The organism is Paenibacillus etheri (assembly GCF_001012825.1).
Classification (GTDB): domain Bacteria; phylum Bacillota; class Bacilli; order Paenibacillales; family Paenibacillaceae; genus Paenibacillus_AQ; species Paenibacillus_AQ etheri.
The window spans coordinates 18296-44193 of sequence record NZ_LCZJ02000034.1; the positions used below are offsets into that span (position 1 = coordinate 18296).

Sequence of the window (25898 nt, forward strand, 5' to 3'; positions counted from 1 at the left end):
GATGAAGGACTTTAAATGGAGATGGCAAGATACACTGATAGTAATATTAGGCTTAGCTTCGCTAACTTATGCTTTAATCAATTATGGCAAGCTGCCACAGGAGCTGCCCGCGCAGTGGGGAATTACGGGTAAAGTCAACCGGTATTGGGATAAAAACGTAGCTATTCCCATGTGGGGTATTTTGGGCATTGTGCTTCCGCTGATCATGCAGTTCACACGCAGCATCGACCCTAAGCGGGAAAATTACAAGAAGTTCGAAAATGCTTATGCCATGAGCAGACTCGCTATTGGAGTGCTTTTTAATCTCATGCTGATCCTCACGGTTGCTTACGGTCTCGGTAAAGATATTGATGTGGGCAAAATTGCTATAGGAGCCGTCGGAGTGATGTTTATTGCGCTCGGCAACTACATGCCACAGGTGAAAGATAATTATTTATTCGGTGTTCGTACAGCATGGACGCTCTCCAGCCCAGAGGTGTGGCGAAAAACACATCGTCTCTCCGGGAGAATGTGGATGATCGGTGGGTTGCTTATTTTTGGGGGAGCCTTCTTGAGCGGAGTCTTGTCCCAGGCTCTTATTATTACAGCACTTGTGCTTGCTATCATCGTTCCTGTGCTGTACTCTTGGATCATTTCGCGTCAGTTAAAATCTTGAAACTAATATATTGAGCCGCCGACTCAGGTCGTCGGCTTGTTCTGTCATATAGAACTTTCGGTCATTATGCTGCTCACCTTTACTAGCCTCGTATTCCGCCAACACTCTATACTGCCGCAAAAGCTCATTCCCTGAAGCAATACAGCTTATGGCCTCCATTCGGTTCCCTTCCGCTAACTTTTTGCGCCCCATCATAAGCATGCCATCGATCCCTTTGACCCACTTATTGTTGTTGTATTTATCCAACCGAATACTTTGATGTATCCAATATAGTGCAGCTCCAGAATCATCACTGTACATCCATCGTCTAGCCATTTCCCAGCTTAAGCTTGCATTCTCCGGGGAATATACCAAACTCTGCTCGAGAATACTCACACTCTGTTCACCCGTAAGCAACTTGGATAATTCTACAGCTGTTTTAGGAGACCGAGGGTTCCACACTAGCGATTGCTGTAGCAAACCTACCTTCACCGATGGATCAACCGTCTGAACTGCTCGTTGATAGTACCTTTCTCCTCGGGTAGCCTGAAAGGACAATACGGATAGTATGAGACAAAAGCAGCAGGCGGCAGTGATGAATAGTCGGCGGGGATAAGGGTTGTACGGATTGGGCCGATTTGCGGATGCTGAGTGTGTCGGCCGCAGGGTCACTTGCATCGAGTGAGTTAGCGGCGGGTTCGCGGTCGCGGAGTGAGTGGGCTGCAGATTCCCGGATGCGAAAAGAGTTGTGAGCGAACTCATGGACATAAAGCGGGTATTCACAGATTGATGTTTCTGCTCATATTCAGACAGGGCAAGTGCTGGCAGCCAAAAAAGCAGCAACCAGATTAATCCGTAGCTCCAGTCAAAATCGACTGCGCTGTGCAAAACGATAACCAAAAATGGCGGCAACAGCCGTGGAGATCTCTTAGCCAGCAGCCAGCCTGCTGCCAGCAGCATAAGCAGTATGGCTGCAAGACCGACAAATCCTAGGTTCAACAGGATGTCGAGATAACCGCTATGCACTTGGCTGCCTACATAAGGGCGAGATTGGGCGGCGAGGTATGAGCTCCGCCAAGTCTCGCCCCCGCGCCCCAGCCAAGGTGCCTCTCCCGCCAGCCGCCAGGCGTCGCGGTAGAACAGACCACGCGCGGATACCGTCGATGACGGTCCGGTGATCCGCTCGCGCACGTGCAGGAGGACGGCGGTGCCCGCCGCCGTCCAACCTGCCGCCGCCAATGCCAGCATGGCGGCTCGGGCACTGCCCGCCGCGCTGCGCTGGCGGCGGCACAGCCATAGGCCGGCTAGCAACGCGCCGGCCCAAAGCCCGGCCAGCAACAGCAGGCCGGGCAAAGGCTCTACCGCCAACCCGGCACGGGCCAGTTGGCGGTAGAGCAGCGCCGCGGCGACCACGGGCGCGGCGCCAGCGGCAAGAAGCGGCGCGATAAGCTGCCGCTTCCAGAGCAAGACGGCGGCGCAGGCGCAAGCCGCCGTCAGCCACGCGCCGCGCGATTCGCTGAGGAGCAGCGCGGCGGCGTAAGGGAACAGCGGCAGCAAGCGCAGCAGCGCGGCGGCCGTGCTTCCCGCTTCTCGCCGCTCTACTCCTACGCACCCATCCTCTACATTTACGCTCACCTTTTCACTCCCACGCTCCTCCTCTACGCACTTTGAGCCTGTATTGTTATTCCTCCGTCTCACCTCTACGCATCTTGATCCTATCTTTGCACTCCCTCGTTCCAACCCAGTATACTCTATCTCTGTCTGTTCACACTCTCGCCCAATGCCACAACCTCCTGCTCCCCACATCTTCACACGCTTTTGCGGCTTTACATAATAAACAGCGACAGCAAACAGCCGCTCCAACAGAAAAACAGCCATCACAGCACCAAAGGCATTAGGATATTCCATCACCCCTGCTAATCTGGCACCTGTAATACTTACTTCCGATGAATTGCTGTAGGCTACAGCGAAAGGTAATTCTAGCACCCCACACACTGCCAGCAAAGCACTCATGCTTAAGAACATACCCAAAATGGACCAAGCGGCAATGATGAGCTGACGCCCTACCCGATTCAACGCACAAAAACAAACCAAAAATGCAAAGCTAGCATACAAGCCCCACCGTAATAGTTCATTCATTGTTCCCTGTGCTGAAAGAGGTTCTCTTAGCCAATGAATCAGATAAAGTGATAGAACTATTAAAGGTGCAGTCAACATTATATTCAGAGCTCTATGTACTCCACTTGCTCCCCCTGCACTACTTCCCCGCTTGCCTACTCCAATGTACAAATAAAGCAAAACCGCAGAACACATCACAAACCATAGGGTCAGAAAGAGGTACATCTCCTCTGTAAAAAAAAATCCCCGCACTAAGCAAGCTCCTACTCCCGCTGCAATTACTAAGGCTGCACTACAATATACGAGTAATGAATCCAGACTCTGCTGTTTGTTAACGTTCCACATTTAGATACCCCTGTATTCGTTAGTTATCCCTATCCTTTCCACATTTACCCTTTGCAAAACTAGAATGCAAAAAGGACGATACCTCTCCACGAAGGAGTTGCACCGTCTCAATTCTCATCAAAAGCTATTTAGTTGTAAAAAGTACAATAGATCTCTGTGATTTGCTGCTTAATCTCATTTCAATTGTATTATGTGCAACTGTTTTCTGAGAATCCCGCCAAATGCGGAGAATTGTTCGTTTTCGAGTGTACAGAGTGCAATTAAATCCAAAAAAAGTCCCTTCAAAGCATAATCAGTTGCACAAAATACAACTAAACCCAACTTACCACTCCTAAAATGTCGTGCTACCCCTACAACGAACTCTCACTCGGAAGCAGGTCAGCACATACGCGCTCAAGGTAAGGTTTCGCCCCTATAAAATCACGGAACGCGGTATATTCACGCCATTTGACGGAGTTATCACCACCTGAGCTTTTAACGGCGCGGATCAAAATATTCTTCGGTGTATTCTCCAGGTCGATGAATTCCAGCAGCTGGCTGCTATAACCCATCATATCGAGCAATTTGGCACGGATAGCATCCGTAGCCAACGCAGAGAAACGCTCCTTAAGTATCCCATGCGACAGCATCGGACTCATTACTTCATTCTCAATCTGTGCGAATAATTCATGCTGGCAGCAAGGCACAGACAAAATGACGGAGGCGCCCCAACGTACTGCTTTTTCGAGTGCAGCATCTGTAGCAGTGTCACAAGCATGAAGCGTTATAACCATATCTACCTGATCCAGCTCATCGTACTCGGCAATGTCACCCACAAGGAACTTCAGGTGATCATAACCGATTTTCGCAGCGAGCTCATTACAATGCTCAATTACATCCGCTTTCAAATCAAGTCCAACAATATTAAGCTCCCGCTTCTTGCGGACGGTCAGATAGTGATAAAGAGCAAAGGTCAAATACGATTTACCACAGCCAAAATCAACAATCGTTAATGGCCGTCCCGTTGGCAGATCGGCAAGCACATCCTCAACCATCTCCAGGAAACGGTTGATCTGCCGGAACTTATCGTATCGCTTGGCCAGCACTTTTCCTTCTCTGTTCATTATGCCGAGCTCCACAAGAAATGGCACAGGTTCTCCATCCTCCAGCACATAACGCTTGCGGCGGTTGTGCGCTAGATCCGGCTCTTCTTTTTTACTTGGAGACTTGGTAAGGATGGATACTTTGAATTTCTTGCTAATCAGCACCTGATAATCCGCCTCCACCGTGCATAACAAGCCTTGGCGATATGATTCACTAAATAAAAGAGTCATGTCCTCCGCTGCTAATTCTGCCGGTACGTTGCGATGTTCAACCTTTGTACCAATATAGGACGCAAACTGATAATGCAACTTACCCTTTAGTTCAACAGGTTTAATCTGTACCTTTGTACAGGTCTCACCTTTGTTACGTACTTGGCTTAAGGTAGCCATAATCAAGGTACGGTCATTAATCAGTTGTTCAATAAGAGCTTTTAAAGATTCCACAACGCACATCTCACTTTCGGGATTAAAAATGGAGAATCTATGTCTCCTAACCATCATCGTTCCATTATATCACGGCTCTACAAGAGTTATCCTAGCAGGGCTTCACATGAAGCTCTCCACTAACAATAGTTATTGCTCGGCCAGACATCTTAATCTGATCTTTGCTTACCTCAAGTTGAAGCAAGCCTCCTCGTTCGGAAGCTTGATAAGCGGTCAACTGCGTACGGTTAAGTCGACTAGCCCAGAAAGGTGCTAGCGCAGTATGCGCTGAGCCTGTGACCGGATCCTCATTTACCCCCATCTTCGGTGCAAAGAACCGTGACACACAATCAATGCCTTCGGTGGAGCTTTCTGCAGTAACCGCAAAGGCTCTCTCTTCAAGCCGGGATAAAGCCCCAAAGTCTGGGCTAAGTTCGCGAACTAGGGATTCCTGATCGAGTCGTACAAGTACATTGTCAGCATATAGCATAGTTTCTACCACATTTGCTTCTGTAATACCAAGCGCTTCTATAAGAGCCGGAATTGTAGGAGAAGACTTAAGCTCATAAGGCGGGAAGTACAGTGAGATGAGGTCATCCGCACGAGAAGCTCTAAGCAATCCACTGCGTGTATAAAATCTAGCTTCCACCTCTGGATCCAGCAATCCCACCTCCCACAATACATGTGCACTCGCTAGAGTAGCATGGCCACATAGATTAACCTCAACCTTGGGCGTGAACCAGCGCAGGCGATATCCATCATTCTCCGGCCAGAGAAAGGCCGTCTCTGACAAGTTCATTTCTGCTGCTGTCTTCAGCATAAATGCCTCGTCGACTGGATGCTTTAGCAAGCATACTGCTGCCGGGTTTCCTGAATATGCTTTTCCAGCAAAGGCATCGATAATAAATAAAGGGATATTCATTAGGCTTCCGACTCCCTCCGAACTTGTGTGATCCGGCGCCACTCTTTCCTTCCTTGTTCCACTTCATGGATAGGAAGCGAGCCTTGTTCCAATTCTTCCGGTGATTTAAGCAGCAGCCGTCTGTACAGCTCATCACCTTCCAGTGAGACATCTTCCCCCTGCTCCCATAGTCGATACAAACTGTCCTCCGCTTTACTATAATGTCCGGTTGACTCCATATAAATTAGAAGCAGCCGTTCCGTCTTGGCCGGAAGACGATACGCTTTGACTTCCTCCAGAAGTTCATCAATATCCTCTGTCATCTGCAGCATTTCTCGATCAGCGCCGTGCAAATCTGCGTACAAGTATAAATGCAGTGCTCTCATACTCCTGAATAGTGCTGCGTCATGATCGCCATTTGCAGCATAAATGCTACCCTCTTCCTTGAGCAGTTTAGCTACACCTTGAAGCTTATCTGACTCCAATACACCGTTAAAACGGAACATATCTATAATATCTTCTACAGATAGTGAATTTAAAAGACGTGAGTTCAGCGGAAAATGTCGGTTCAATAGCTCATCAATTTCCCATAAGGCTTCCGTTGTCTTCCGCTCTTGCTTTAGCGTTAGAACCTTGGCAACCATCGCCGTCATATCTTCGATCATTCGGACAATATAGTCTCTTCGGAACATGAACTTCCCCCTTTTCCATACTGTAACTGTAAAGCTTTTGTATCTAGGTATTATATATGTTTTATTCATTTATCTTAAACCATTGCACTACACTATGCCACTAAAGCAATTACGAGAAAATAATGACTAGAATCCTTCTACTTATTGACACAAAATGCCGTTCCTCAGAAAGCCTTCGGTCGTATTAAGTGTTCCATCCATTGTTGAATTTCAATAGTCTCCTTAAAAAGAGGCAGCCCACGTCAGTTACTTTGACGCGGTGCTGCCTCTCTTTAAATTATTATTTCAGCGGTCAAGAATGGCTGTTAATACTGACCGTAGCTTGGGCGAATTCCTTGATAACCTCAGCTAATCGTTCAGGAGCTTCAAAGAGGCTCATATGGCCTGCTCCAGAAATCGTAGCTTGCGTTATATTTGGTTTATCCGAAGTAAAGGTGCGCTCCGCAGGAATCAGTCCATCCTGCTCGCCAGCAACAAGTAGTACCGGCAGCGTGGTAGCTGTGATCACATCACGTCGATCTGGACGCTCGCGCATCGCCAGTGCAGCTCCGGCTGCTCCTTGTGGAGGCGTTTTGTAACCAATTTCTTTGGCTCGCTCCAGCAGCTGTGGTGATGCAGAAGCGGTTGCTTTAGCAAAAATTGCTGGGACGAAGCTGTCCACAAAAGGAGTAATGCCTTCATTTTGAATCCTGCTGACACTTTTCAAACGATTCTCCCGAGCTTCTTCACTATCCGGATATGCAGTAGAATGGATTAATCCGAAGCCCTTCAATCGAGAGGCATACCGCTGCGCGAACGAAAGTGTAATATATCCACCAAGTGAATGTCCCAGCATGGTGCATTCAGAAATTTCTAGTGTATCTAACAAGCCCAGCACATCGTCTGCCATTTGTTCAATTGTATAGGGTCCTAGTGGAGCCTCTGAAGCTCCATGACCACGTAAATCGGGAGCAATCACTCGGTAGTCGCTGCTTAAGATGGGAATGACTTTTTCCCAGTATTCAGCACTTCCGCAAAAGCCATGCAGTAATACAATAACCTCGCCTTTCCCCTGATCACTGTAGCAAATATTGCTTCCGTCACAACGTACTCTTTCCATGGCTGCTTCCCTCTTTCCAAAATACTAAAATATATTAACTAATATCTATTATTAAGCAAAACAGCTCTCCTTGAAACCGGCATCCTATTCTTAACACCCAATTCCAAACCCTTTTGCTGCTGCGGCGGCAATTTGTTCAGCCATAACCATAACTCTATGTAGTGGAGTCGTCTGCAGCGTTCGATAGGGCTTTGGACCATTGATATCTACAATCGCCGCCAAGCTATAATGCCCCACTGCAGGAAGGCATACCCCCACCGATTGAGCTGGCTGAAGGGACTCATTCGATACGAAGTAATATCCAAGAGCTACTGGAGGTCCTAGGCAAGCATCCACAGCAATAATGATATGCTCAGGTGGAATCTCAGCGACTCTGGCCACCAAATTATCTGCATCGCAAGGAGATGGCAACGTACCGATTACGTGCGGAAAGCCATATTCAAGAAGTTTGCTGCCTGTTAATGGACCGAGAGCATCACCTGTAGAGCGATCTGTTCCGATACACAGAAACGTAACTTTCTCAGCGGAATGCAGCGCAGCAATTTCCATAAAAAAGGACACCAAGCCTACATCGTCCATTTTGCTTCGTTTTCCGCTTCCCTGTTCTCTAATTGCCAATACCTTTCCTCCCTTCGATGATATTTTTGATTTCATGCCTTTAATTTAACATGATTTTTGTGGGCCCGACAAAAAAATGGTGATCAAGCTCACAATCATGGTAAAATACATGGATCAGTATACAGAGAGGATGTTAATAACCCTATGGATTTGACACAACCTAGTCAGGAAAATGTTGAATATATGATCGAGGCTATCAAGAACAAACTGAAGATGGCAAGTGCTGCTGCAATGCAAGCCTCCGCTTTTTCAGTAGATAAATATGAAGATATCTTCGATGTCTATGAGGTAGCCATGGGCAGCGATAGACTCAGTATTTCTCAGGTGGAAGCGCTCGTCTCCGAACTCGGCCGTCTACGTCAGAAATAATTGTTCTCCGTTTACAAAAAGAGCCCCTCGCTGCGTATCCGAGATGGATGCACAGTAAGGGGCTCCTTTTAAGTTCCTATTTCATGAAATGAAGCTGAAATTCTGTATCCGCATGACCTACCCGCGTACCACCGTCATTGTAAATCACACCTGAAAATGCATTACGCAGCTTTTCTAAAGTATTCTTCTGACTGTATCCAATCTGATTTAAAATCGCCTGTACAATAAGTCCCCACTCTTCTTCTGATCCATCTAGAATCTTGAAGGCAATGCCCAGTCGCTCACGGCGCAACCCGAAGCAATATACGCCTTTAAATCCACCCTTAGCAATAATATTATCATCTTCCAAAAGGATTGAATCGAGTCGTCCAGACCCAGAAACCATCTCCGGATGAGCATTCATGGCCGCAGTGATCGTAGTGACCGCTTTGCGAGTAGCCTCGTCAGCAATTAAATCAGGATTGGCTAATTTCAAATAAGCAGTCGCCAAGGCTGTCAAAGGCATGGCAAATACCGGCAGACCGCATCCATCTGTACCTAGACCAATACTGTCTGGTGCCACGCCAGCCATATAAGCAATGGTATCTATAATCTCACGCTGAACCGTTTGCTCCGGCTGAGAGTATTCTTCAAGTGGCAGTCCTTTGAGCTTACTATACGATAAAATCCCCATGTGCTTGCCCGCACAGTTATGATAGAACTTTCTTTTGCCCGCTCCGCGGATAGCACTCTCTCTACTCGTATAATCCAGTGGATAGCTAGTGGCACATATCATTTTTTGCTCATCAATGCCAATCTTGGAGGAAATACTCTCCAGCGCGGCAACATGATAGCTCTCTCCTCGGTGAGAAGCAGTCATTAGGGCAACCTCAGCAGGTGTAAAACCATAATACTCCACGATCCCTCCACGTATGCCTGGAATAGCCTGAAGTGGCTTGGCCGCTGAACGGGTAAAGGATACAAACTCAGGATCACCTGCATATCCCTTTACGTTCCCGCCTTCTCCTACGATAGCAATATGTCCACTATGGACACATTCCAGCAAATCCGCCCGATATTCTCGTACTAATACTGTTTCCATGGTAACTCTCCTCTTTTCTCTTGATGCTCTATAACTCACAAGGATTTATTAGGATTCTACATTTAATAAATGCTAGAAAATAACCCCGCGCTCCGGGGATTTTTTGTACATCACAAATTCCCTTAAGTGTTAGTTCCATGAGGAATTCTACTCCTATTTTCATCATTCTTCAATCCTCTCCACACCAAGAAGATTTTAGAAACCAGCTTTAAAATAAAAAACCACTTCCTCTCAGATTCTTGCGCTTCTGAAAAGGAAGTGGTTTTTATGGAATTCATTACCTGCTGTAGAGTGGAGCGCAAATCGAACTAACCCTTACTTGCACCCGCGGTCAGACCGTCCACCAGGAAACGCTGAAGGAAAATGAACAGCAGCGTGACCGGGAGAGCAACCAGTACCGCTCCGGCGGCGAACAATGTGAATTCAGTCGAATTGCTTTGATTCACCATCCGGAAAAGCCCGACAGCGAGCGTTCTCGTCTCTTCCGTACGCAATACAAGATCCGCGAATATGAAATCCACAAAGCAGCCATTAAATATCATAAGACTGGCATAGGTAAGCATCGGTTTGGACAGCGGGATCATTATAGAGAGAAAAACTTTCATATGGCTCGCCCCGTCCATCCGCGCAGCATCTTCCAGACTTTTTGGAATAGTATCAAAAAATCCTTTAGCCACAAACACATTCGTGATAATGGCGCCACTGCTGTATACAAGCACAAGTGCCCAATGGGAATTCAGTAGCCCAAGCGTGTTCAGCAGCACGTAAACTGCAATCATAGCCATGAATCCCGGAAACATTTGCAGAACTAGGAGCGCGGTAAGTGTCGTTTTTCTGCCCGTGAACCGATATCGAGAGATGGCATACGAAGTCAACAGCAACAGAAAAGTGCCAAGTAACGTAGACAGCGCCGCAACCTTTAGTGTATTCATGAACCAAATCAAATATTTAGTTTGCTCAAACAGTTCCTTGTAATGAATGAACGTGAAATTTTTAGGAATCAACGAGTCGCTGAACAAACTGTTTCCCGTCTTGAATGAAGACATAATAATCCAAAAAGCTGGAAAAAGACTAATAAAACTGAGCACAATCAGTAACAAATGGCTTCCAAATGTTTTTAACGCTTCCGTCAGTTTTGGCTTCATGCAATCATATCCTCCTCTTTGTAGGATCGCGTTCGGCGGTAGCTCCAGATGGAGAAGGTCGCGACCAGCAGGAAGATGACAATCCCGATTACGGAAGCAAAGCTATATTGCGACTGGTTAAGCGCCAGTTTGTAGAGCCAAGTCACCAGTAGATCGGTATGGCCCGCGTACTGGTAATTCGGATTGACCGGTTCTCCGTTGGTCATTAGGTAAATGACATTAAAGCTGTTAATGTTACCGGCAAACTGCATGATCAGGATAGGAGCGGTCGCGAACAGCACCATAGGCAGTGTAACCATGCGGAATTTGTAGAATGCCCCAGCTCCGTCCACTTCAGCAGCTTCGTACATATCCCTTGGAATCGTTGTCAGTACCCCAAAGGCCAGAATCATAGTAACCGGAATTCCGATCCACATATTAGCCAGAATTACGGTGACCTTAGCCCAGAAAGGATTAGTCAGCCAGGCCGCCCCCTCTAGTCCCATAGCTCTTAAATAACTATTGATCGGTCCGAACTGATTATTGAACATATTGCGCATGACGAGCAGAGAAATCATATTAGGAATAGCGAAGGGAACGATCAGAAGTGTACGCCAAAGCTTTTTGCACCGAACACGGGGCTGGTGAATAAGTACGGCGATGAGCACACCTCCAATGTAAGTCGTCGCAGTAGCAATAATCGCCCAGATCAGTGTCCAAGTCAGCACTCCGCCAAAGGTAGAACTCCATACATCCAAACTTAGCATTTTATTAAAATTACCGAAACCCACCCAGTCTACTAGATGCGCAGGCGGTAAAATCGGGTCGGCATAGTTCGTAAATGCTAAGAGCACTGAAAAAACAAGCGGCAATATCGTCAGAAAAACTACAGCCACAAATGGTATCGCTAATACAAGATAGGCGAAATTTCTACGTCCCATATATCTGAGCGATTCACCGAATGAATGAATGGGCTCTTTCCGGTCTCGCGCAGCTCCAACTAGGAAAGCGTCCCTGATATTCAGTAAATGAAAAGCTGTATAAAACAACAGCGCCAGCAATGACATCAGACCATTGATCATCATAAAAATGGAGTGGTCGCCCTCCACCATTCGGGTTAATTTACCTACCTTGACCATACGGCTTGGAAACTCACCAAGTGTGATCAAACCCTGCAAATAACCCATTAGATCATGAGCAATAAAATAGATTCCCGCAGATCCCACCAGCAGAAATACTAATCCTTTCAGCCACTGTCGATTGAAGAACTGGCCCAGTCCCGGAATAATAGCCGAGAGTAGCGCTGCGCCTGTTTTTTTGTGCATAGGTCAAATCACCTGTCCTTTACTTCGAATCCAGATCAGCCTGAATCGTTGATACGGTCTTATCGAGCGTCTGCTTAACATCAAGACCCGGGTCGTTCCACAGGGATACAAATGCTGCCTTTAGCGGTTCCCAGACGGATTTGATTTCCGATAGGGAAGGCATCGGCACAGAGTGTTGGAACTGCTCGAAGAATCCACTTATAATCGGATCATCTTTGATTACCGGCGCTTCTCCAGCTTCAATGTTCGCAGGAATTGCACCCGTCATTTCAAAGTTCTTGAGCTGATTTTCCTTATTGCTTGCAAAATGCGCGAACAAGCGGCTAGCGACCGGATATGCCGTATAGGAATTGACATAATACGATTTAACTCCGGAAAAAGAAACGCTGTCTTGTCCGTCAGGTCCCTTCGGAAGAGGCGCCACTCCAAGGTTGACATGATCCTTGAACATCGCTATGGACCAAGGCCCGTCGATGTTCATCGCCAGCTTGCCTTCCTGAAACAATTGGGTTTTAACGTCATAGGTGATATCTCCTGCATTCAATGGCAGAATTCCTTTTAAGCTCTGAAGAAAGGTAAATCCTTTGACGGTGCCTTCATTATTCAATCCGATATCCTTGACATTCGTATTGTTGTCACCGTAAATGTATCCGCCGAAGCTGCCAATGAATGGATAGCTGTAATATCCGACGAATTCCCACATGATCGCAAATTTGTTCTCTTTCGGCTTATTGTACGTATTGGCAAAAGCGACCACATCATCCCAAGTTTTTGGAGCTTCGGAAATCAGATCCTTGTTGTAGAACAGCGCATAGGTTTCCACCGATTTAGGATAACCGTACAGGATACCTTCATAAGTCGATGCCTGGATGGCTGTCTCCACCATCGTTGATTTCGTTTCTTCCTCAAACACATCATTTGGCAAAAGCAACCCTGCTTTGACAGCCTGACCGATCTGATCATGCGGGAGAGTCAACACATCGGCAGCTAGTTTGGACGGGCCATCTGTTGCCAACCTTGTTCCCTGATCGCCGCCCGCCATTTCCTCAACCGTAACAGGAACGCCGTATTCTTTTTCGAAGTCAGCGGCTAACTGCTTCATGTATTCAACCTGCTCCTTGGCTTCCCAGACCGTTAATTCGGCCCCAGCTTCCGGTTTCAGCTCCTCTTCGGCGGGATTCGTCTCATTTGTAGTTCCCCCCGGGTCGTTCACCGTGGAATTCGGGCTTGAATTCGGCTGTGCCGTAGAGTTCCCATTGCCTGAACCGCAAGCCGTAACCGTCAATACCAGCAGCAGACTTAGGACCAAACTAAATGATACCGCTTGCATTTTAGAACGTTTACTTTTCTTCATTTGCTCATCTCCCCTTTATTCATAAGTGATCAGACCTAACACGCATAGAAAAAAGAGCATGCAAAAAAGGTACAACCTCATTTGCACAAAGTGCCGAGGTTGTACCTTTTAGGTAACAGTGCCTTTAATTTGTATGCGTATTACGAAAAATCAAGTTCGCTCGCCCTCATTCTATAATACCCATAATTTGGATTGCAATCAGAATATAGATCCAAATGGGACGATTTAATAGCACTTTTCTTGTTCTTTCTTATATTTTCTCCTATTATCAACTGCATACTAAATATTCCATATCTGAAATTCACATAAAATAATCTCTTGCTTTAATCTTGAGGGGTATGATAAGATTCAGACAAAATTTAAAGGCAATGAAACCGCCAAGGGTTCAACCTCTGATAATTATGAGGTTGGCCCTTTTTTGCGTTTACATGCCGTGAAGGGATGGAAATTGATTATGATTCAACAAGAAGCCGTTTATCATCGTATGGGGCAGAATTGGTCCTATGCCTACGATGAGTCTACACTACATATTCGCATAAGAACTAAACGAGATAACGTGTCAAAGATTGATCTTTTCTGCGGAGATAAATACGGTTGGGACAAAACCCATGAGGTTATTCCCATGCAGCACATGGCTTCTGACAGCTTATTCGATTATTGGCAGGCTGCGGTCCGTCCTGTTTATCGCAGACTCACTTACTATTTTGCACTTTATGACGGAGATGAGGTGCTTTATTATTTGGAAAAAGGCTTCTTCTCAGCGCCTCCAGTCATAATATATGAAGGCCTATTCGACTTTCCTTTCTTGAACCGTGAAGATGTACACTCCCCTCCAGCATGGGTGAAGGATGCAGTATTTTATCAAATTTTCCCGGAGCGTTTCGCAAATGGTGATCCTACCAATGATCCGGCAGATGTGTTAGATTGGGGCGGTACGCCGAGTCCCCGGAATTTCTTCGGAGGAGACTTGCAAGGTGTGCTAGATCATTTGGATTATCTCTGTGAATTGGGTATCACCGCCATATATTTCAATCCTCTGTTTGAGGCAACCACCAATCATAAATATGATATAAAGGATTATTTCTTGGTGGACCCTCATTTGGGAACCAACGCATTGCTAAAAGAACTTGTGGACGCCTGTCATTCCAAAGGTATCCGCGTCATTCTAGACGGTGTCTTTAATCATTGCGGTCATACCTTTCCGCCATTTGTTGATCTGCTCACCAACGGGCGCTCTTCCCGTTATGCCGATTGGTTTCATGTACGTGAGTGGCCACCACAGGTCATCGACGGAATTCCCACCTATGACACATTTGCATTCGAGCCTATCATGCCAAAATTCAACACTGAGAATCCGGAAGTCAAAGATTATCTGTTGAATGTTGGCCGTTATTGGATTGAGGAAATCGGTGTAGACGGCTGGCGGCTTGATGTCGCGAATGAAGTCTCTCATACATTCTGGCGACAATTCCGTAATACGATCAAAAGCATTAATCCAGAAGCCTATCTAGTAGGCGAAATTATGCATGATTCCTTGCCGTGGCTACTAGGCGATCAATTTGACGGCGTAATGAATTATCCACTAACCAATATTCAGATTAATTTCTTCGCTCACGGGCATATCAATGCTGCACAATTCTCTCTATCGATAGCTGCTATGCTAGCAAATTACCCGCAGCAAATTACAGAGGCTGCCTTTAATCTATTAGACAGCCATGACACAACTCGTTTCCTGACTCTTTGCGGTGGTGACATCCGGAGATTAAAGCTGGCCGTTTTGTTCCAAATGACCTTTCAGGGAGCACCATGTATTTACTATGGCGATGAAATCGGTATGGAAGGTAAATATGACCCCGATAATCGCAAATGTATGGAGTGGGACATCCAGAAACAGAACAGGGAACTGTTCGAATACTATCGCTGGACGATCGGTCTTCGTAAGTCGCATACTGCATTCCGTGGTAGCGGGTTTAAATCGCTCGAGATCCCGGACCACCCAAGCCTGCTTGTTTATGAACGGTGGGACGAACACAACCGCTTCTTAATCGTGCTCAACAATGAAGAGGTGTTAGTCGACGCCACCATTCCTGTGCCCGGGACGGATGCTATATGGGTAAACCTAGAGACGCAAAAGCGAACAGAAACCTTCACATCATTACTACATCTGAATCTGCCCGAATTCGGCTATGCGGTATTCCAAGTTGTTAATAATTAGTCCATAACAAGAGTCTCCCGCAATCTACGCCTTGCTCATCAATTGTTTCAGCCTATACGCCAAAGTTTAAATACGAAGTAAGATAACTTATAAGGAGTGATTGGTGATGAGTAACGTAGAACATAAAGTAGAGCATGAAGTAGAAAACGGAAGCAACTTTTTCAAAGGTATCTTTATTGGTAGCTTAATAGGTGCTGCAGCAGCCCTGTTATTTGCACCAAAGCCTGGTCGTGAAATACGCAGTGATCTGTCCGACAAACTTACACTTGCTACTGACAAAACTAAAGAAGTTGCTGGCGTTGTAACTGACAAAACCAAAGCCATTGCCACAACTGTAGGTGAAAAAGCAACTGATCTGGCTAGTACGGTTTCAGTTAAAGCCTCTGACATCTACACTACTGTCAGTGACAGCAAACAGCAAATTGCCGCTACCCTTCAAGACGCAGGCAGCAAAATTGGTGACACTGTAAGTGAAGCCTCAAATAATGTAGCATCTGATGTTAAAGACGCTTCTAAAGAAGTGGCTGACGAAGCCAAAGCATCCTCTAAAGAAGTCACCGATGAGGCTAAAGATGCGAAAGAGGATGTTAAATCCTCCTATAAATCCAGTTACTAATCTGCGGCATAATACAGCTATTATTTCATCCGACAACAGCCAGCTGTCCGCAGCTGGCTGTTGTTTAGTTATACCCTAGTTTCATCTGATTGAAATAGATACTTGATGAATGCCCGTTCGGGCTACAGAAAGCAGGGGTGCTCCATGGGAGAATCAAATAGCCAAACAAAAGCATATGAAATTGATGAACATCCTTTCGAGCTACGACATGAAGTAAAACGCTTAAACAATCGTCTGGATAAGATTGCTGCCTCACTAGAAAAATCAGAATTTAAGGATATCCTCGATAACTACTCAGATCCAAAAAAGAGAATTATCACAAATCTGATGGCCGGTATATCCCGAGGTCTCGGACTTTCTCTCGGAACGTTCATAGTCCTTGGTGTACTGGGCTACATCCTTAGCCTATTTCTTGATGTTCCCGTGATCGGTGAGTACCTTGGCGAGATCAAAAAATACATCGATGCGAATAGCTAACAACTGGTCTATCTATGTCTTTCCCCCTTAAGATTTGTAGAACACAAATAAAGGACATGCTATTCTCCAAGCACGGAGAGAGGCATGTCCTTATCGTCGAACAGTAGAATTCAAATCCAAGTAATGTATATTACACATAAAGTAACTCAATAGGATGAGTTGGCCATAATCTGCTTTAACTTCTCAGTGGCCCGCTTCTGTATCCGTGAAACACTCATCTGTGAAACCCCCAGCTTCTGAGCGATTGCCCTCTGGGATTGACCATCTTGGAAGGCTAGTAGCAACACTTGCTGCTCTTGCTCCTTCAATTGTCCTAGTGCTTGCTGCAGATCCATTCGTTTCTCTACAGTTTCGTAATCGTTCGCATCAGAGCTGATAAGCTCCCCTAGCGTAGCTCCAGTCTCCTCTTGGGAAAGCGGTGAATCTAGCGATACGTAATGGTAACATTCTCTGCCTGCCAGTACTTCTACAGTTTCTTCAACAGACAGATCAAGATAATGAGCGATCTCATCGACCGCAGGAGAACGCTCAAGCTTCACTGTAAGTTCATCAATCGCGTGTTGAACAAGCGCTCCCTTTTCTTTAATCCGTCTAGGAACCTGTATGTACCAAGATTTATCACGTAAATAGTTCTTCATATGTCCAATCATGCTTTTCATCGCATAGGGCTCAAAAGGGATTCCGAGACTGATATCATATTGCTGTAGTAACCGGATGAGCGCCATTTGCCCGACCTGATATAAATCCTCGTATAAGTCGGGACGATTGCGAGAAATTTTTCCAGCAGCCATCTTTACCATAGGCTCATATTTTTGAATCAGCAGAGTGGCACGGTCGTTATCCTTGGTCTGCTGATACTCCCATATTTGGGTGACTGCTTCATTCATGGACTCGGGGGGAGTCACGTTTTCGTTCATACTTTCTCCTCGCTAAAATTAAGGTGCTTCTTCAAAGTTACAACCGTCCCTTTTCCGGCTTCACTTACGACGCTTACGTCATCCATCAACGCTTGCATCAAGTAGAACCCTAACCCGCCAACCTGAACGTCACTTAACTCCTTATCATGTAGTGTCATGCGCTCACTAGACTTGTCCAAACCGTCAAAGCTCTCCCCCTCGTCTTTGACTGTAATGGATAGGGCACTTTCTTCGACCTCGAAAATCACATCTACCAATCCGTTTTTTTGACCATAAGCATACAATACTGAATTGTTACAGGCTTCTGACACAGCCACTTTCATATCTTCTATGTCCTCATAGGTGAAACCCATTTTCGAGGCAATGCCGTATAAATTCAACCTAACAATATCCACATACTCTGCGCTAGCAGGCAACTGAAGAATTACTTTTTGCACATCATCACTCATTCTTTGTTCTATCCTTTCCTAGTGGGAATTCTCTTGGGAGGCAAAAAACTTGGAAATACCAGTCATGTCAAACAGCTTCTGAATTTGTGGAGGAACATCCTCAACCATAAACTTAACGTCCATTCCTTGTCTTGACTTCAGGATCGAAAGCAGAATACCAATTCCTGTGCTATCAATGTATTTTAATTCTTTTAGATTAATAACTAAATCCAGTTTGGTATCTCCCACAATTGGCTCCATCACCAGACGGAAATCGGAAGCAACTGATAAATCAAGTTCACCATTCAGGAAAACTGTGCATACATTCCCTTTGGTTTCTGTCTTAGCTTGGAACTTGTTACTTTTATGCGTATTCATTAGACGATCTCTCCTGAACAAATATTTTCTATATTAATAACCTTAATGATATACCTTTGAATCAAAAAACGTTAAAAACCGGATTGGTAAATACTAGATTACGCCTGGAAAATAGATATATCAGGTTCAACTATTACATTGTCATTGCTAGAATATCGAGAAATAATTTGTTTTATACTACTCATCTTCAGTGGTTTACTGATGTAATCATCCATTCCTGAGGCCTTACAGCGATTCTGAATCCCCTCCATGACGTTTGCTGTCATAGCAATGATAACGGTCTTCTTGGCAGCAGGACCACCCTTTCGACGAATTTGAGCGGTTGCCTTCAAGCCATCCATCACCGGCATTTGTAGATCCATAAAGATAAAATCATAAGGATGTTTTATCGCCATATTTACGGCCTGTTGACCATCTTCAGCCATATCGGCCGCATAGCCCAGCTTATCCAGCATGCTGACCATTAGACGCTGATTAATCGGATGATCATCCACAACAAGGATTCTGCTTCTTCCCTCTTGATTGGGAACAGGTTGCATGGATTCCTCTTCTTGATATCCGCCTATCAAATCTTCTCCTGGCATAGACGCCTGAATCGTAAAAATAAAGGTGGCTCCTTTTTGCTCCATCGATTCTACCCGAATTTCGCCGCCCATTATTCCGACAAGAGATTTACATATAGCTAGTCCCAGACCTGTTCCCCCATATTTCCGTGTCATGGAAGAATCAAGCTGCGAGAAGGGCTCAAATAATCGGTCACATTTCTCCGGTGAAATACCAATCCCCGTATCCATGATCGTGAATTCAACTTCCATCTTATGATCAGCAACGCTCTTGATCGAAGCGACTAAATAGACCCCACCTTGATTTGTGAATTTAACCGCGTTAGCGATCAGATTAATTAAAACTTGGCGTAAACGAGCCATATCCCCATATAAAAGTCGAGGCAATTTCTGATCAATAAAATAAGCGAGCTCCAGGTTCTTCTTTCCCGCTTCTATCGAAAAAAGGCTAAACACCTCTTGAATACAATTTCGGAGTTCAAATAAGTGCTCTTCAACTTCCATTTTTCCGGATTCCATTTTAGTAAAATCAAGAATGTCGTTAATTACCGTAATCAACGTGTCCGCACTTTTCCGAATGATCTCCGAATATTCCTTTTGCTCTGAAGTAAGATCCGTCTCCATTAATAGATCAATCATGCCAACTACGCCGTTCATGGGTGTACGAATCTCATGACTCATCATGGCTAGAAATTCCGACTTTGCTTTGGACGCAATCTCCGCCTCTTCTTTTGCCTTGATAAGCTCACTATTAATGATTTCCAGTTCTTTCGTCTTTTGCTGCAGCAGCATGGTTTGAGTCTGATGTTTCTTGCTCGTGATGTACATTTCGACAAAGCCTTGTATCTTAGAGTTCAATATTTGTGGAATGAAAGGCTTGACCATATAATCAATAGCCCCTGCCGAATAGCCCGCGAATAAATGCTCCGCTTCTTTGCTATTGGCAGAGATAAAAATAATCGGAATTTCCTTCGTCTTTTCTCTGGACTTGATCCATTTTGCCGTTTCAATTCCATCCATACCCGGCATCTGTACATCTAGTACAATGACAGCAAAATCATACCTTAACAAACAGCGCAACGCTTCTTCACCGGAGGTAGCTTTAATTAGCTCGTAATGCTGGCTCTCAAGCACCGCCTCCAGCGCCAGCAAATTTTCAGGACGGTCGTCAACTAGTAGTATATGAATTGGTTCTTGAAACCCCATAGGACCACCCTCCTACATGCGTTATTTTATGTTACGGTATATTTTCTCCACTCTGTCTAAAGATTCATAGCAATCGCTATACTTCGTAAAGTGAATGGACTCTTTGGAGCCCAGAACAAGGATTCCAAAGCGACTTAGACTCTCATGAAACAACCCGTGCACATGATCACGAAGCTCATCATTGAAATAGATCATTACATTTCGGCAGAAAATTACATTAAATTCATTAAAAGAGGTGTCAGTAGCTAAATTATGCTCAGCAAAAATAATATTTTTGCGTAAATATGGTTGTAAAATGACCGAGTTATACTTCGCAGTATAGTATTCGGAAAATGCCCGAGTACCACCTGCCTCCAAATAATTCTTTGTATATTGCTTCATTGTGCTAATATCATAAACGCCTTCCTTAGCCTGCTGTAAAGAACGTTCATTCATATCTGTGGCGTAAATTCGAGCCTTATCATAAAGCCCTTCTTCATGTAGCAGGATGGCCATAGAATAAACCTCTTCCCCGGTGGAACATCCGGCATGCCAGATACGAATATAGGGATAAGTTCTTAACAAAGGAACAACCTTCTGACGAAAAGTTAGAAATAATCCTGGATCCCTAAACATTTCAGTAACAGGAATAGAGAGACTGTAGACAAATCGTTCAAAACAAGCGCGATCATGCAGCACTTTCTCTTGCAGCGCGGATATGGTGAGTACATTCTCCGCATGAACATGATGCCAGATGCGTCGTTTCAATGAAGGTAACGCATAATTCCGGAAATCATAGCCATATAAACGGTGTACCCCATCAAGCAGCAGCTCAATCTCAATTTGCTCCAGTTCATCACTTCCCGCAAGAACGGGCTGCTCCTCATATCCGTGTTCTATTGCTTTCATTGTTATCCCGACTCCCTTATCCACACGCCGTACTTTTGAAGAATGGCTTTTTGATAGTTCTTTTAAAGTATTACCCCAATATTGAGGTTACGAATACAGCCAGACTCGCATTAAAGATAGAAGTTGACCTGTTGCAATTGGCTTCTTCATATAGTCAGAAGCTCCAGCTTCAATACATTTGGCACGATCCTCTTTCATCGCTTTGGCGGTAAGCGCAATAATAGGCAGTTTCTGATACTGTGGCATCTCGCGAATCCGGCGCATAGCCTCATATCCGTCCATTTCAGGCATCATCATATCCATTAGCACAAGATCGAAATCTTCTTGCTCTACCAACATTTCCAACGCTTCGCGTCCATTCTCCGCAAACTTCACTTCCATGTGATACTCTTCGAGCACACTGGAGAGTGCAAAGACATTGCGAATATCATCATCGACGAGCAGGATCTTCTTTCCTTCGAACAACTCTTCTTTATTATGAAGCTTCTGCAGAATCTTCCGTTTATCTTCCGGAAGATTGGCTTCTACCCGGTGCAAGAACAATGTTGTCTCATCCAACAACCGCTCTGGAGAACGTACATCCTTGATAATGATTGATTCCGCATATTTGCGTAGCTGCGTTTCTTCTTTGTTATCCAAATCCTTACCCGTATAAATAATAATAGGTAGATCATTTAATTCCTCATCATCTCGAATCTGATCCAACAGATCGAAACCTGTCATATCCTCAAGCATCAAATCTAGAACCATACAATCATATCTCTGCTTCCGTAGCTCATTCAATGCCTCCCCGCCAGTTGAAACTGCGGTTATAGCCACATCATCATGACCAATCAATTCCATGATCGAACGACGTTGAATCTCATCATCCTCTACAATCAGCAAATACTTCAACGTACTGGAGGTGTAGTTCTCAATTTGAGAGAATGCCCGGTCTAGAGCTTCTCTAGAAGATGGTTTTCTTAAATAAGCCATAGCCCCCATCATAAGCCCCTGTTTCACTTCATCATTCACAGAGATGACATGGACTGGAATGTGACGCGTCTGTGATGCACTCTTTAGCTCTCTAAGAATGGTCCAGCCGTCCATAACAGGCAGCTGAATATCAAGAATAATCGCGTCCGGCAGATAAGTCTTCGCCATCTGCAGTCCAGTATCGCCTTGCAGGGCTACGAGTCCTTTGAAATTGCGACCATGTGCCATATCCAGCAATATTTTCGCAAAGCTCTCATCATCTTCAATGATAAGCAGGACTTTGTCATTAGCCGTCAAATTATCACGGTCGTCCTCTACTGTCAGTTGTGGAAGAGGTGCATTAACCGCAGCTGGCACTAAGGTTGGAAGCATACCTCCAATATATTCATTAAACGTTGAATCTTCTTTGGACACAGCAGCTTCTATTGCTGCAGGCTGTTTAATGTAATTCGCCTTTACCGGCAAGTACAAAGTAAAGGTACTGCCTTGTCCTTCACGGGATTCGAGTACAATAGCTCCACCCATTATACGAACCAATTCACGGCTGATCGATAATCCCAGACCCGTGCCCCCATATTTACGACTGGTTGTTCCGTCTACCTGTTGGAAGGCTTCGAATACAATATCTGTTTTGTCAGCCGGAATACCAATTCCACTGTCCTTCACAGCGATAGCAATATATTCCTTATCACTTGGCAAGTTTAGTGGCAATAAATTGTTATCTGCTGGACTAACTGCAAATTCAATAAAACCTTCGGTTGTAAATTTGAAGGCATTCGAGAGTAGATTTCTTAAGATCTGCTTCAACCGATGTCCATCGGCAATTATGCTATCTGGCAACGGCTCGTTAAAGGTAATCCGTAAGGAAAGACCTTTTTTGAGCGCCTGCGGAGCAAAATTCTGCTTCACAAAGCTCTTCAGCTCAGTCAGTTTAATTTCTTCAGGATTCAGTTCCATTTTTCCTGCATCAACCTTGGAGAGGTCCAGAATTTCATCAATCATCTTAAGCAGGTCTGCTCCTGACATGTAAATCGTATGTGCAAATTCAACCTGTTTCTCTGTTAAATTACCATCCTTATTCTCTGTAAGCAGTTGAGACAAGATCAAAAGACTGTTGAGCGGTGTCCGCAATTCATGGGACATGTTCGCCATAAATTCCGATTTATATTTACTAGTCACAGATAATTGCATCGCTTGTTTCTCTAACTGAACCTTGGCATGCTCAATTTCATCCTTCTTCTCTTCTACCTCCTGCACTTGTTCTTCTAAGGCGCGAGTCTTGGCAATAAGTTCCGTATTATAATGCTCCAGTTCTTCCTGCTGACGCTGAAGCAGTTCTTCCGAACGTTTCAACGCATCCGTCTGCTCCTCCAAATTCTCATTGGAACGACGTAATTCCTCTTGCTGAGTCTGTAATTCCTCTGACTGACACTGTAGCTCTTCCGTAAGCGCTTGTGAATCACGCAGCAATTTCTCCACGATCATGCGACGGCTAATATTATTGAAAATAATGCTTAAATTATTAGCGAGTTGTTGCAGCAAATCATTTTTCAGACTGCTAAAAGGTTGGAATGAAGCAAATTCTACTACGCCTAGCAGTTCGTCTTCAAAAATAAGCGGATGGATAGAAATATATCCAGGTTGTGCATTCACGAATCCGGACTTAACGGATAAATAGTCTTCAGGAGCCTTCTCCAGTCTGATCGGGTGCATGTCGAGCGCACTTTGTCCTACAAGCCCCTCTCCAATCACAAACCCGTCCTTAGGTTTCTTATCATTATCTACTGCATAATAGCCACTGCTTCGTAAAAAATCGGGACGATTGGCATCTTTTAAATATACAGCTCCGAACTGTGCTCCCAGCACAGGGGTAAACTCATTGATGAAGGTCTGCGAGACCTGATCCAAGGAGCTAACACCTCGCAATAGTTCCGTCACCCGAGCGATATTCGCATTCAGCCAGGATTGGTCATTCTGCGCTTGCGCATAAGCCTGTTCCATCTGCTGCTTCTGTTCAAGATCTAAAGCCATTTTCTTAAAGACAAGGGCAACCTCACCAATTTCATCTTTAGTAGTAACCTTTATACGCCTTATGGCCCTCACTCTACCGTTGCCAAAGCTGGTAATCATCATCGAAACGACATTAAGCCCCCGTGTGATGCTTGGGATGATCCATAAAACCACTCCAAGTCCGAGAAGTAAGCCCAGAATCATCATTAGGACTACCATCTGAGTCGAGCTTTTATAAGCTTCGTTGGCCTTCGTACTCTCTTCGTTCATAATAAAAGCATTATAATCAGAGAGACCGTTCAGAGCGTTTAACACGGCATTCTGAATCGCTTGTCCCTCTGTGTTGGAATACGTGCTAGCATTCTGAAAATAACCAGCCGATAGCAATTTCAATACCTTTTCCTGATAATTTAAATAAGTGGTGTACGTCTCATCTATTTGACTAACCATTTGCATTTCTTCAGCGCTAGTCATCGACGCCTTTATTTTCTCATAGTGCTCATTCGCTTTAGTAATCTTCTTATCAATCTCATTCTTTTGAGATTCTACCGATAATGCATCTGCACTTAACATGGTCGTGGTCAATATTCGCGCCATATCATTGACTTCTCCACGCATCACGGAAGAAGAGCGCCCCTTCATATATCTATCCTGATACCCTTCCAGTTGGTCATTCATATAATTTAAGCGGTCGTATCCTATCATCGTAAGTGCGAGCATAATCGCTAACATGGCACTGAAGCCGATTAAGAGTTTAGACTTTATCTTCATTCTCTATCTGTTCCCTTCTTCAGTGAGATCCACACTATACATTTATCATCATCACGCTCTTTAGGAACCTCAACGTTGAAAAAGGCCGATCGAATAGCTTCTTCGTTCCATTCATGTTCCCCATTTAAATGTTGAATCATAAATTTCAGTTGCTCCTCTTGTTCGCCCTCAACCAGTTCCAGTAAACCATCTGTATAAAGAACTAGATGCCCTTTATCTTCATAGGTTAAGCTCTGCGGCTGAATATCGATCTGTTCAAACAGACCCACAGGGTGACAGTTACTTTCCAGCAAGACTGGAGTCTTAGCTTTGCCCTCAAAAAACAGCGCAGGTGGATGCCCCGCGTTGACATAGTCAATACGCTTCATACGGGTATCTATCACAAGATAAATAGTCGTAAAATAGTATTGGATCAACTTTTTCTCAATATATAGCTGGTTAAACCTTCGATTGAGCTCCTGAATTACCTTTTCCGGCTCTACATACGTAGTTACCGTGTCCTTTAACACAGAAGCAAGAAACATACAAAAAAGAGATGACGATATTCCGTGTCCCATGATGTCCAGAAGGATCACGCCATATCGGCCATCACCAAGGGGGTACCACGCATATAAGTCACCGGCGAGCTCAGAGGATGGCTGATAGATGGCATTGACCTCAAAATTCTCATCCTGAAGAGGCAAGCTCAACACGGCATTCTGAACAAGTGCGGCCAGTCTCAATTCCTCCTGAATTCGCTGATCTCGTTCCTTATGCCAATCTTTCTCGCGCTTCAACCGCAGCGCGAGCCGAATTCGGGCCATCAGCTCCACTTTGTTAATGGGTTTGGTAACATAATCTACTGCACCTGCATCCAGTGCTTCTGCCAGCTTTTTGGAATCACCAACAGCTGTAACCATTATTATTGGAATATCCTTTAGGTGTTCGTATTGCTGTACAACACGACATGCCTCGATCCCATCCATTTCCGGCATCATCATATCCAGTAAAATCAGGTCGATATCTGACATCCGGGGACGTCCATCTTCACTCACAGAACCGATACCCAACCGCGTAAGCATCTCTTTTGCAGAGGATGCAGTTACGAAATTTCGGTAATCTTCTTTTTTCAGGATTTCACGGATAATGATAACATTAGTCGGGTTGTCATCTACGATTAAGATTCTCATCATCTTCACCTCACACGAATAGTATTACGACCGTAAAATTCTGCGACTCATTACCTATATCATACGCTATTTAAATGTGTTATATCTATTTTTAATATATGTAAATATAGTAATAGGTTC

At 44.9% G+C, this 25898-nt stretch carries 22 protein-coding genes; 5 read left to right on the plus strand and 17 right to left on the minus strand.

Going from position 1 to position 25898, the window contains the following annotated elements:
* The first annotated feature begins 1 nt into the window (after position 1).
* Positions 2-655 (plus strand): SdpI family protein, encoded by a 654-nt coding sequence (locus tag UQ64_RS22665; protein ID WP_060625709.1) that lies wholly within the window; start codon positions 2-4, stop codon positions 653-655.
* On the opposite strand, the gene UQ64_RS22670 is transcribed toward UQ64_RS22665, so the two are convergent.
* From UQ64_RS22670 to yyaC, 6 genes are all read right to left on the minus strand, one after another.
* Positions 644-3097, minus strand: a complete 2454-nt coding sequence (locus UQ64_RS22670; protein WP_060625710.1) for an O-antigen ligase family protein — start codon at positions 3095-3097, stop codon at positions 644-646. The genes UQ64_RS22665 and UQ64_RS22670 overlap by 12 nt on opposite strands.
* Positions 3098-3447: 350 nt before the next feature.
* Positions 3448-4632 carry a class I SAM-dependent methyltransferase gene (locus tag UQ64_RS22675; protein ID WP_082651277.1) on the minus strand — a complete coding sequence of 395 codons (1185 nt, stop codon included), beginning with the start codon at positions 4630-4632 and terminating at the stop codon, positions 3448-3450.
* 82 nt (positions 4633-4714) lie between these two features.
* Complete coding sequence (locus UQ64_RS22680; RefSeq protein WP_060625711.1) at positions 4715-5524, minus strand: PhzF family phenazine biosynthesis protein; 810 nt, start codon at positions 5522-5524, stop codon at positions 4715-4717.
* Positions 5524-6195, minus strand: coding sequence for a DUF6483 family protein (locus UQ64_RS22685; protein WP_060625712.1), 672 nt, complete (start codon positions 6193-6195; stop codon positions 5524-5526). Before UQ64_RS22685 ends, UQ64_RS22680 begins: the two co-directional genes overlap by 1 nt.
* Before the next feature lie 292 nt (positions 6196-6487).
* Complete coding sequence (locus tag UQ64_RS22690) at positions 6488-7294, minus strand: alpha/beta fold hydrolase (RefSeq protein WP_060625713.1); 807 nt, start codon at positions 7292-7294, stop codon at positions 6488-6490.
* Between the two features lie 90 nt (positions 7295-7384).
* Complete coding sequence (gene yyaC, locus UQ64_RS22695) at positions 7385-7912, minus strand: spore protease YyaC (RefSeq protein WP_245238182.1); 528 nt, start codon at positions 7910-7912, stop codon at positions 7385-7387.
* Positions 7913-8056: 144 nt separating this feature from the next.
* Here yyaC and UQ64_RS22700 point away from each other — a divergent pair, with 144 nt between their 5' ends.
* Positions 8057-8281 carry a DUF1128 domain-containing protein gene (locus UQ64_RS22700; protein ID WP_042191840.1) on the plus strand — a complete coding sequence of 75 codons (225 nt, stop codon included), beginning with the start codon at positions 8057-8059 and terminating at the stop codon, positions 8279-8281.
* A 76-nt stretch (positions 8282-8357) separates the two neighbouring features.
* On the opposite strand, the gene UQ64_RS22705 is transcribed toward UQ64_RS22700, so the two are convergent.
* The 4 genes from UQ64_RS22705 to UQ64_RS22720 all read right to left on the minus strand — a co-directional run bounded on the left by UQ64_RS22705 (position 8358) and on the right by UQ64_RS22720 (position 13165).
* Entirely contained in the window at positions 8358-9362 is a 1005-nt protein-coding gene (locus tag UQ64_RS22705) for an asparaginase (protein ID WP_060625714.1), read from the minus strand.
* A 308-nt stretch (positions 9363-9670) separates the two neighbouring features.
* On the minus strand, positions 9671-10507 hold the full coding sequence (locus UQ64_RS22710; protein ID WP_060625715.1) for a sugar ABC transporter permease: 837 nt from the start codon (positions 10505-10507) through the stop codon (positions 9671-9673).
* Positions 10504-11811, minus strand: coding sequence for a sugar ABC transporter permease (locus UQ64_RS22715; protein ID WP_060625716.1), 1308 nt, complete (start codon positions 11809-11811; stop codon positions 10504-10506). Before UQ64_RS22715 ends, UQ64_RS22710 begins: the two co-directional genes overlap by 4 nt.
* A 19-nt stretch (positions 11812-11830) precedes the next feature.
* Positions 11831-13165, minus strand: a complete 1335-nt coding sequence (locus UQ64_RS22720; protein WP_060625717.1) for a sugar ABC transporter substrate-binding protein — start codon at positions 13163-13165, stop codon at positions 11831-11833.
* A 454-nt stretch (positions 13166-13619) separates the two neighbouring features.
* Between UQ64_RS22720 and UQ64_RS22725 the strand changes: the two genes are divergently transcribed.
* From UQ64_RS22725 to UQ64_RS22735, 3 genes are all read left to right on the plus strand, one after another.
* Complete coding sequence (locus UQ64_RS22725; protein ID WP_060625801.1) at positions 13620-15380, plus strand: glycoside hydrolase family 13 protein; 1761 nt, start codon at positions 13620-13622, stop codon at positions 15378-15380.
* 106 nt (positions 15381-15486) lie between these two features.
* Positions 15487-15996: a YtxH domain-containing protein gene (locus UQ64_RS22730; RefSeq protein ID WP_082651279.1), complete on the plus strand. Its 510-nt coding sequence runs from the start codon at positions 15487-15489 to the stop codon at positions 15994-15996.
* A gap of 144 nt (positions 15997-16140) precedes the next feature.
* The gene (locus tag UQ64_RS22735) at positions 16141-16473 is read left to right on the plus strand and encodes a DUF5665 domain-containing protein (RefSeq protein ID WP_060625718.1); all 333 of its coding nucleotides are present in this window, start codon (positions 16141-16143) and stop codon (positions 16471-16473) included.
* Positions 16474-16619: 146 nt separating this feature from the next.
* Here UQ64_RS22735 and UQ64_RS22740 read toward each other — a convergent pair whose 3' ends face one another.
* From UQ64_RS22740 to UQ64_RS22770, 7 genes are all read right to left on the minus strand, one after another.
* Positions 16620-17390: a sigma-70 family RNA polymerase sigma factor gene (locus tag UQ64_RS22740; RefSeq protein WP_060625719.1), complete on the minus strand. Its 771-nt coding sequence runs from the start codon at positions 17388-17390 to the stop codon at positions 16620-16622.
* Positions 17387-17839, minus strand: coding sequence for an anti-sigma B factor RsbW (gene rsbW / locus UQ64_RS22745; RefSeq protein WP_060625720.1), 453 nt, complete (start codon positions 17837-17839; stop codon positions 17387-17389). Before rsbW ends, UQ64_RS22740 begins: the two co-directional genes overlap by 4 nt.
* A gap of 18 nt (positions 17840-17857) precedes the next feature.
* A complete protein-coding gene (locus UQ64_RS22750; RefSeq protein ID WP_060625721.1) occupies positions 17858-18196 on the minus strand; it encodes an STAS domain-containing protein in 339 nt (112 codons plus the stop codon).
* Positions 18197-18294: 98 nt separating this feature from the next.
* Positions 18295-19965 carry a response regulator gene (locus UQ64_RS22755; protein ID WP_060625722.1) on the minus strand — a complete coding sequence of 557 codons (1671 nt, stop codon included), beginning with the start codon at positions 19963-19965 and terminating at the stop codon, positions 18295-18297.
* A 21-nt stretch (positions 19966-19986) separates the two neighbouring features.
* On the minus strand, positions 19987-20853 hold the full coding sequence (locus UQ64_RS22760; protein ID WP_060625723.1) for a CheR family methyltransferase: 867 nt from the start codon (positions 20851-20853) through the stop codon (positions 19987-19989).
* 87 nt (positions 20854-20940) lie between these two features.
* Positions 20941-24609, minus strand: a complete 3669-nt coding sequence (locus tag UQ64_RS22765) for a response regulator (protein ID WP_060625724.1) — start codon at positions 24607-24609, stop codon at positions 20941-20943.
* Positions 24606-25778 carry a SpoIIE family protein phosphatase gene (locus UQ64_RS22770; RefSeq protein WP_060625725.1) on the minus strand — a complete coding sequence of 391 codons (1173 nt, stop codon included), beginning with the start codon at positions 25776-25778 and terminating at the stop codon, positions 24606-24608. Before UQ64_RS22770 ends, UQ64_RS22765 begins: the two co-directional genes overlap by 4 nt.
* Between the last annotated feature and the right edge of the window lie 120 nt (positions 25779-25898).

Coding starts and splice junctions, on each gene's coding strand:
- UQ64_RS22735 (WP_060625718.1), top strand. CDS start 16,141: ATGGGAGAATCAAATAGCCAAACAAAAGCATATGAAATTGATGAACAT.
- UQ64_RS22760 (WP_060625723.1), bottom strand. CDS start 20,853: ATGAAAGCAATAGAACACGGATATGAGGAGCAGCCCGTTCTTGCGGGA.
- UQ64_RS22700 (WP_042191840.1), top strand. CDS start 8,057: ATGGATTTGACACAACCTAGTCAGGAAAATGTTGAATATATGATCGAG.
- UQ64_RS22715 (WP_060625716.1), bottom strand. CDS start 11,811: ATGCACAAAAAAACAGGCGCAGCGCTACTCTCGGCTATTATTCCGGGA.
- UQ64_RS22720 (WP_060625717.1), bottom strand. CDS start 13,165: ATGAAGAAAAGTAAACGTTCTAAAATGCAAGCGGTATCATTTAGTTTG.
- UQ64_RS22680 (WP_060625711.1), bottom strand. CDS start 5,524: ATGAATATCCCTTTATTTATTATCGATGCCTTTGCTGGAAAAGCATAT.
- UQ64_RS22710 (WP_060625715.1), bottom strand. CDS start 10,507: ATGAAGCCAAAACTGACGGAAGCGTTAAAAACATTTGGAAGCCATTTG.
- UQ64_RS22750 (WP_060625721.1), bottom strand. CDS start 18,196: ATGAATACGCATAAAAGTAACAAGTTCCAAGCTAAGACAGAAACCAAA.
- rsbW (WP_060625720.1), bottom strand. CDS start 17,839: ATGAGTGATGATGTGCAAAAAGTAATTCTTCAGTTGCCTGCTAGCGCA.
- UQ64_RS22740 (WP_060625719.1), bottom strand. CDS start 17,390: ATGAACGAAAACGTGACTCCCCCCGAGTCCATGAATGAAGCAGTCACC.
- UQ64_RS22765 (WP_060625724.1), bottom strand. CDS start 24,609: ATGAAGATAAAGTCTAAACTCTTAATCGGCTTCAGTGCCATGTTAGCG.
- UQ64_RS22770 (WP_060625725.1), bottom strand. CDS start 25,778: ATGAGAATCTTAATCGTAGATGACAACCCGACTAATGTTATCATTATC.
- UQ64_RS22705 (WP_060625714.1), bottom strand. CDS start 9,362: ATGGAAACAGTATTAGTACGAGAATATCGGGCGGATTTGCTGGAATGT.
- UQ64_RS22725 (WP_060625801.1), top strand. CDS start 13,620: ATGATTCAACAAGAAGCCGTTTATCATCGTATGGGGCAGAATTGGTCC.
- UQ64_RS22675 (WP_082651277.1), bottom strand. CDS start 4,632: ATGTGCGTTGTGGAATCTTTAAAAGCTCTTATTGAACAACTGATTAAT.
- UQ64_RS22685 (WP_060625712.1), bottom strand. CDS start 6,195: ATGTTCCGAAGAGACTATATTGTCCGAATGATCGAAGATATGACGGCG.
- UQ64_RS22730 (WP_082651279.1), top strand. CDS start 15,487: ATGAGTAACGTAGAACATAAAGTAGAGCATGAAGTAGAAAACGGAAGC.
- UQ64_RS22690 (WP_060625713.1), bottom strand. CDS start 7,294: ATGGAAAGAGTACGTTGTGACGGAAGCAATATTTGCTACAGTGATCAG.
- UQ64_RS22670 (WP_060625710.1), bottom strand. CDS start 3,097: ATGTGGAACGTTAACAAACAGCAGAGTCTGGATTCATTACTCGTATAT.
- UQ64_RS22665 (WP_060625709.1), top strand. CDS start 2: ATGAAGGACTTTAAATGGAGATGGCAAGATACACTGATAGTAATATTA.
- UQ64_RS22755 (WP_060625722.1), bottom strand. CDS start 19,965: ATGGGGTTTCAAGAACCAATTCATATACTACTAGTTGACGACCGTCCT.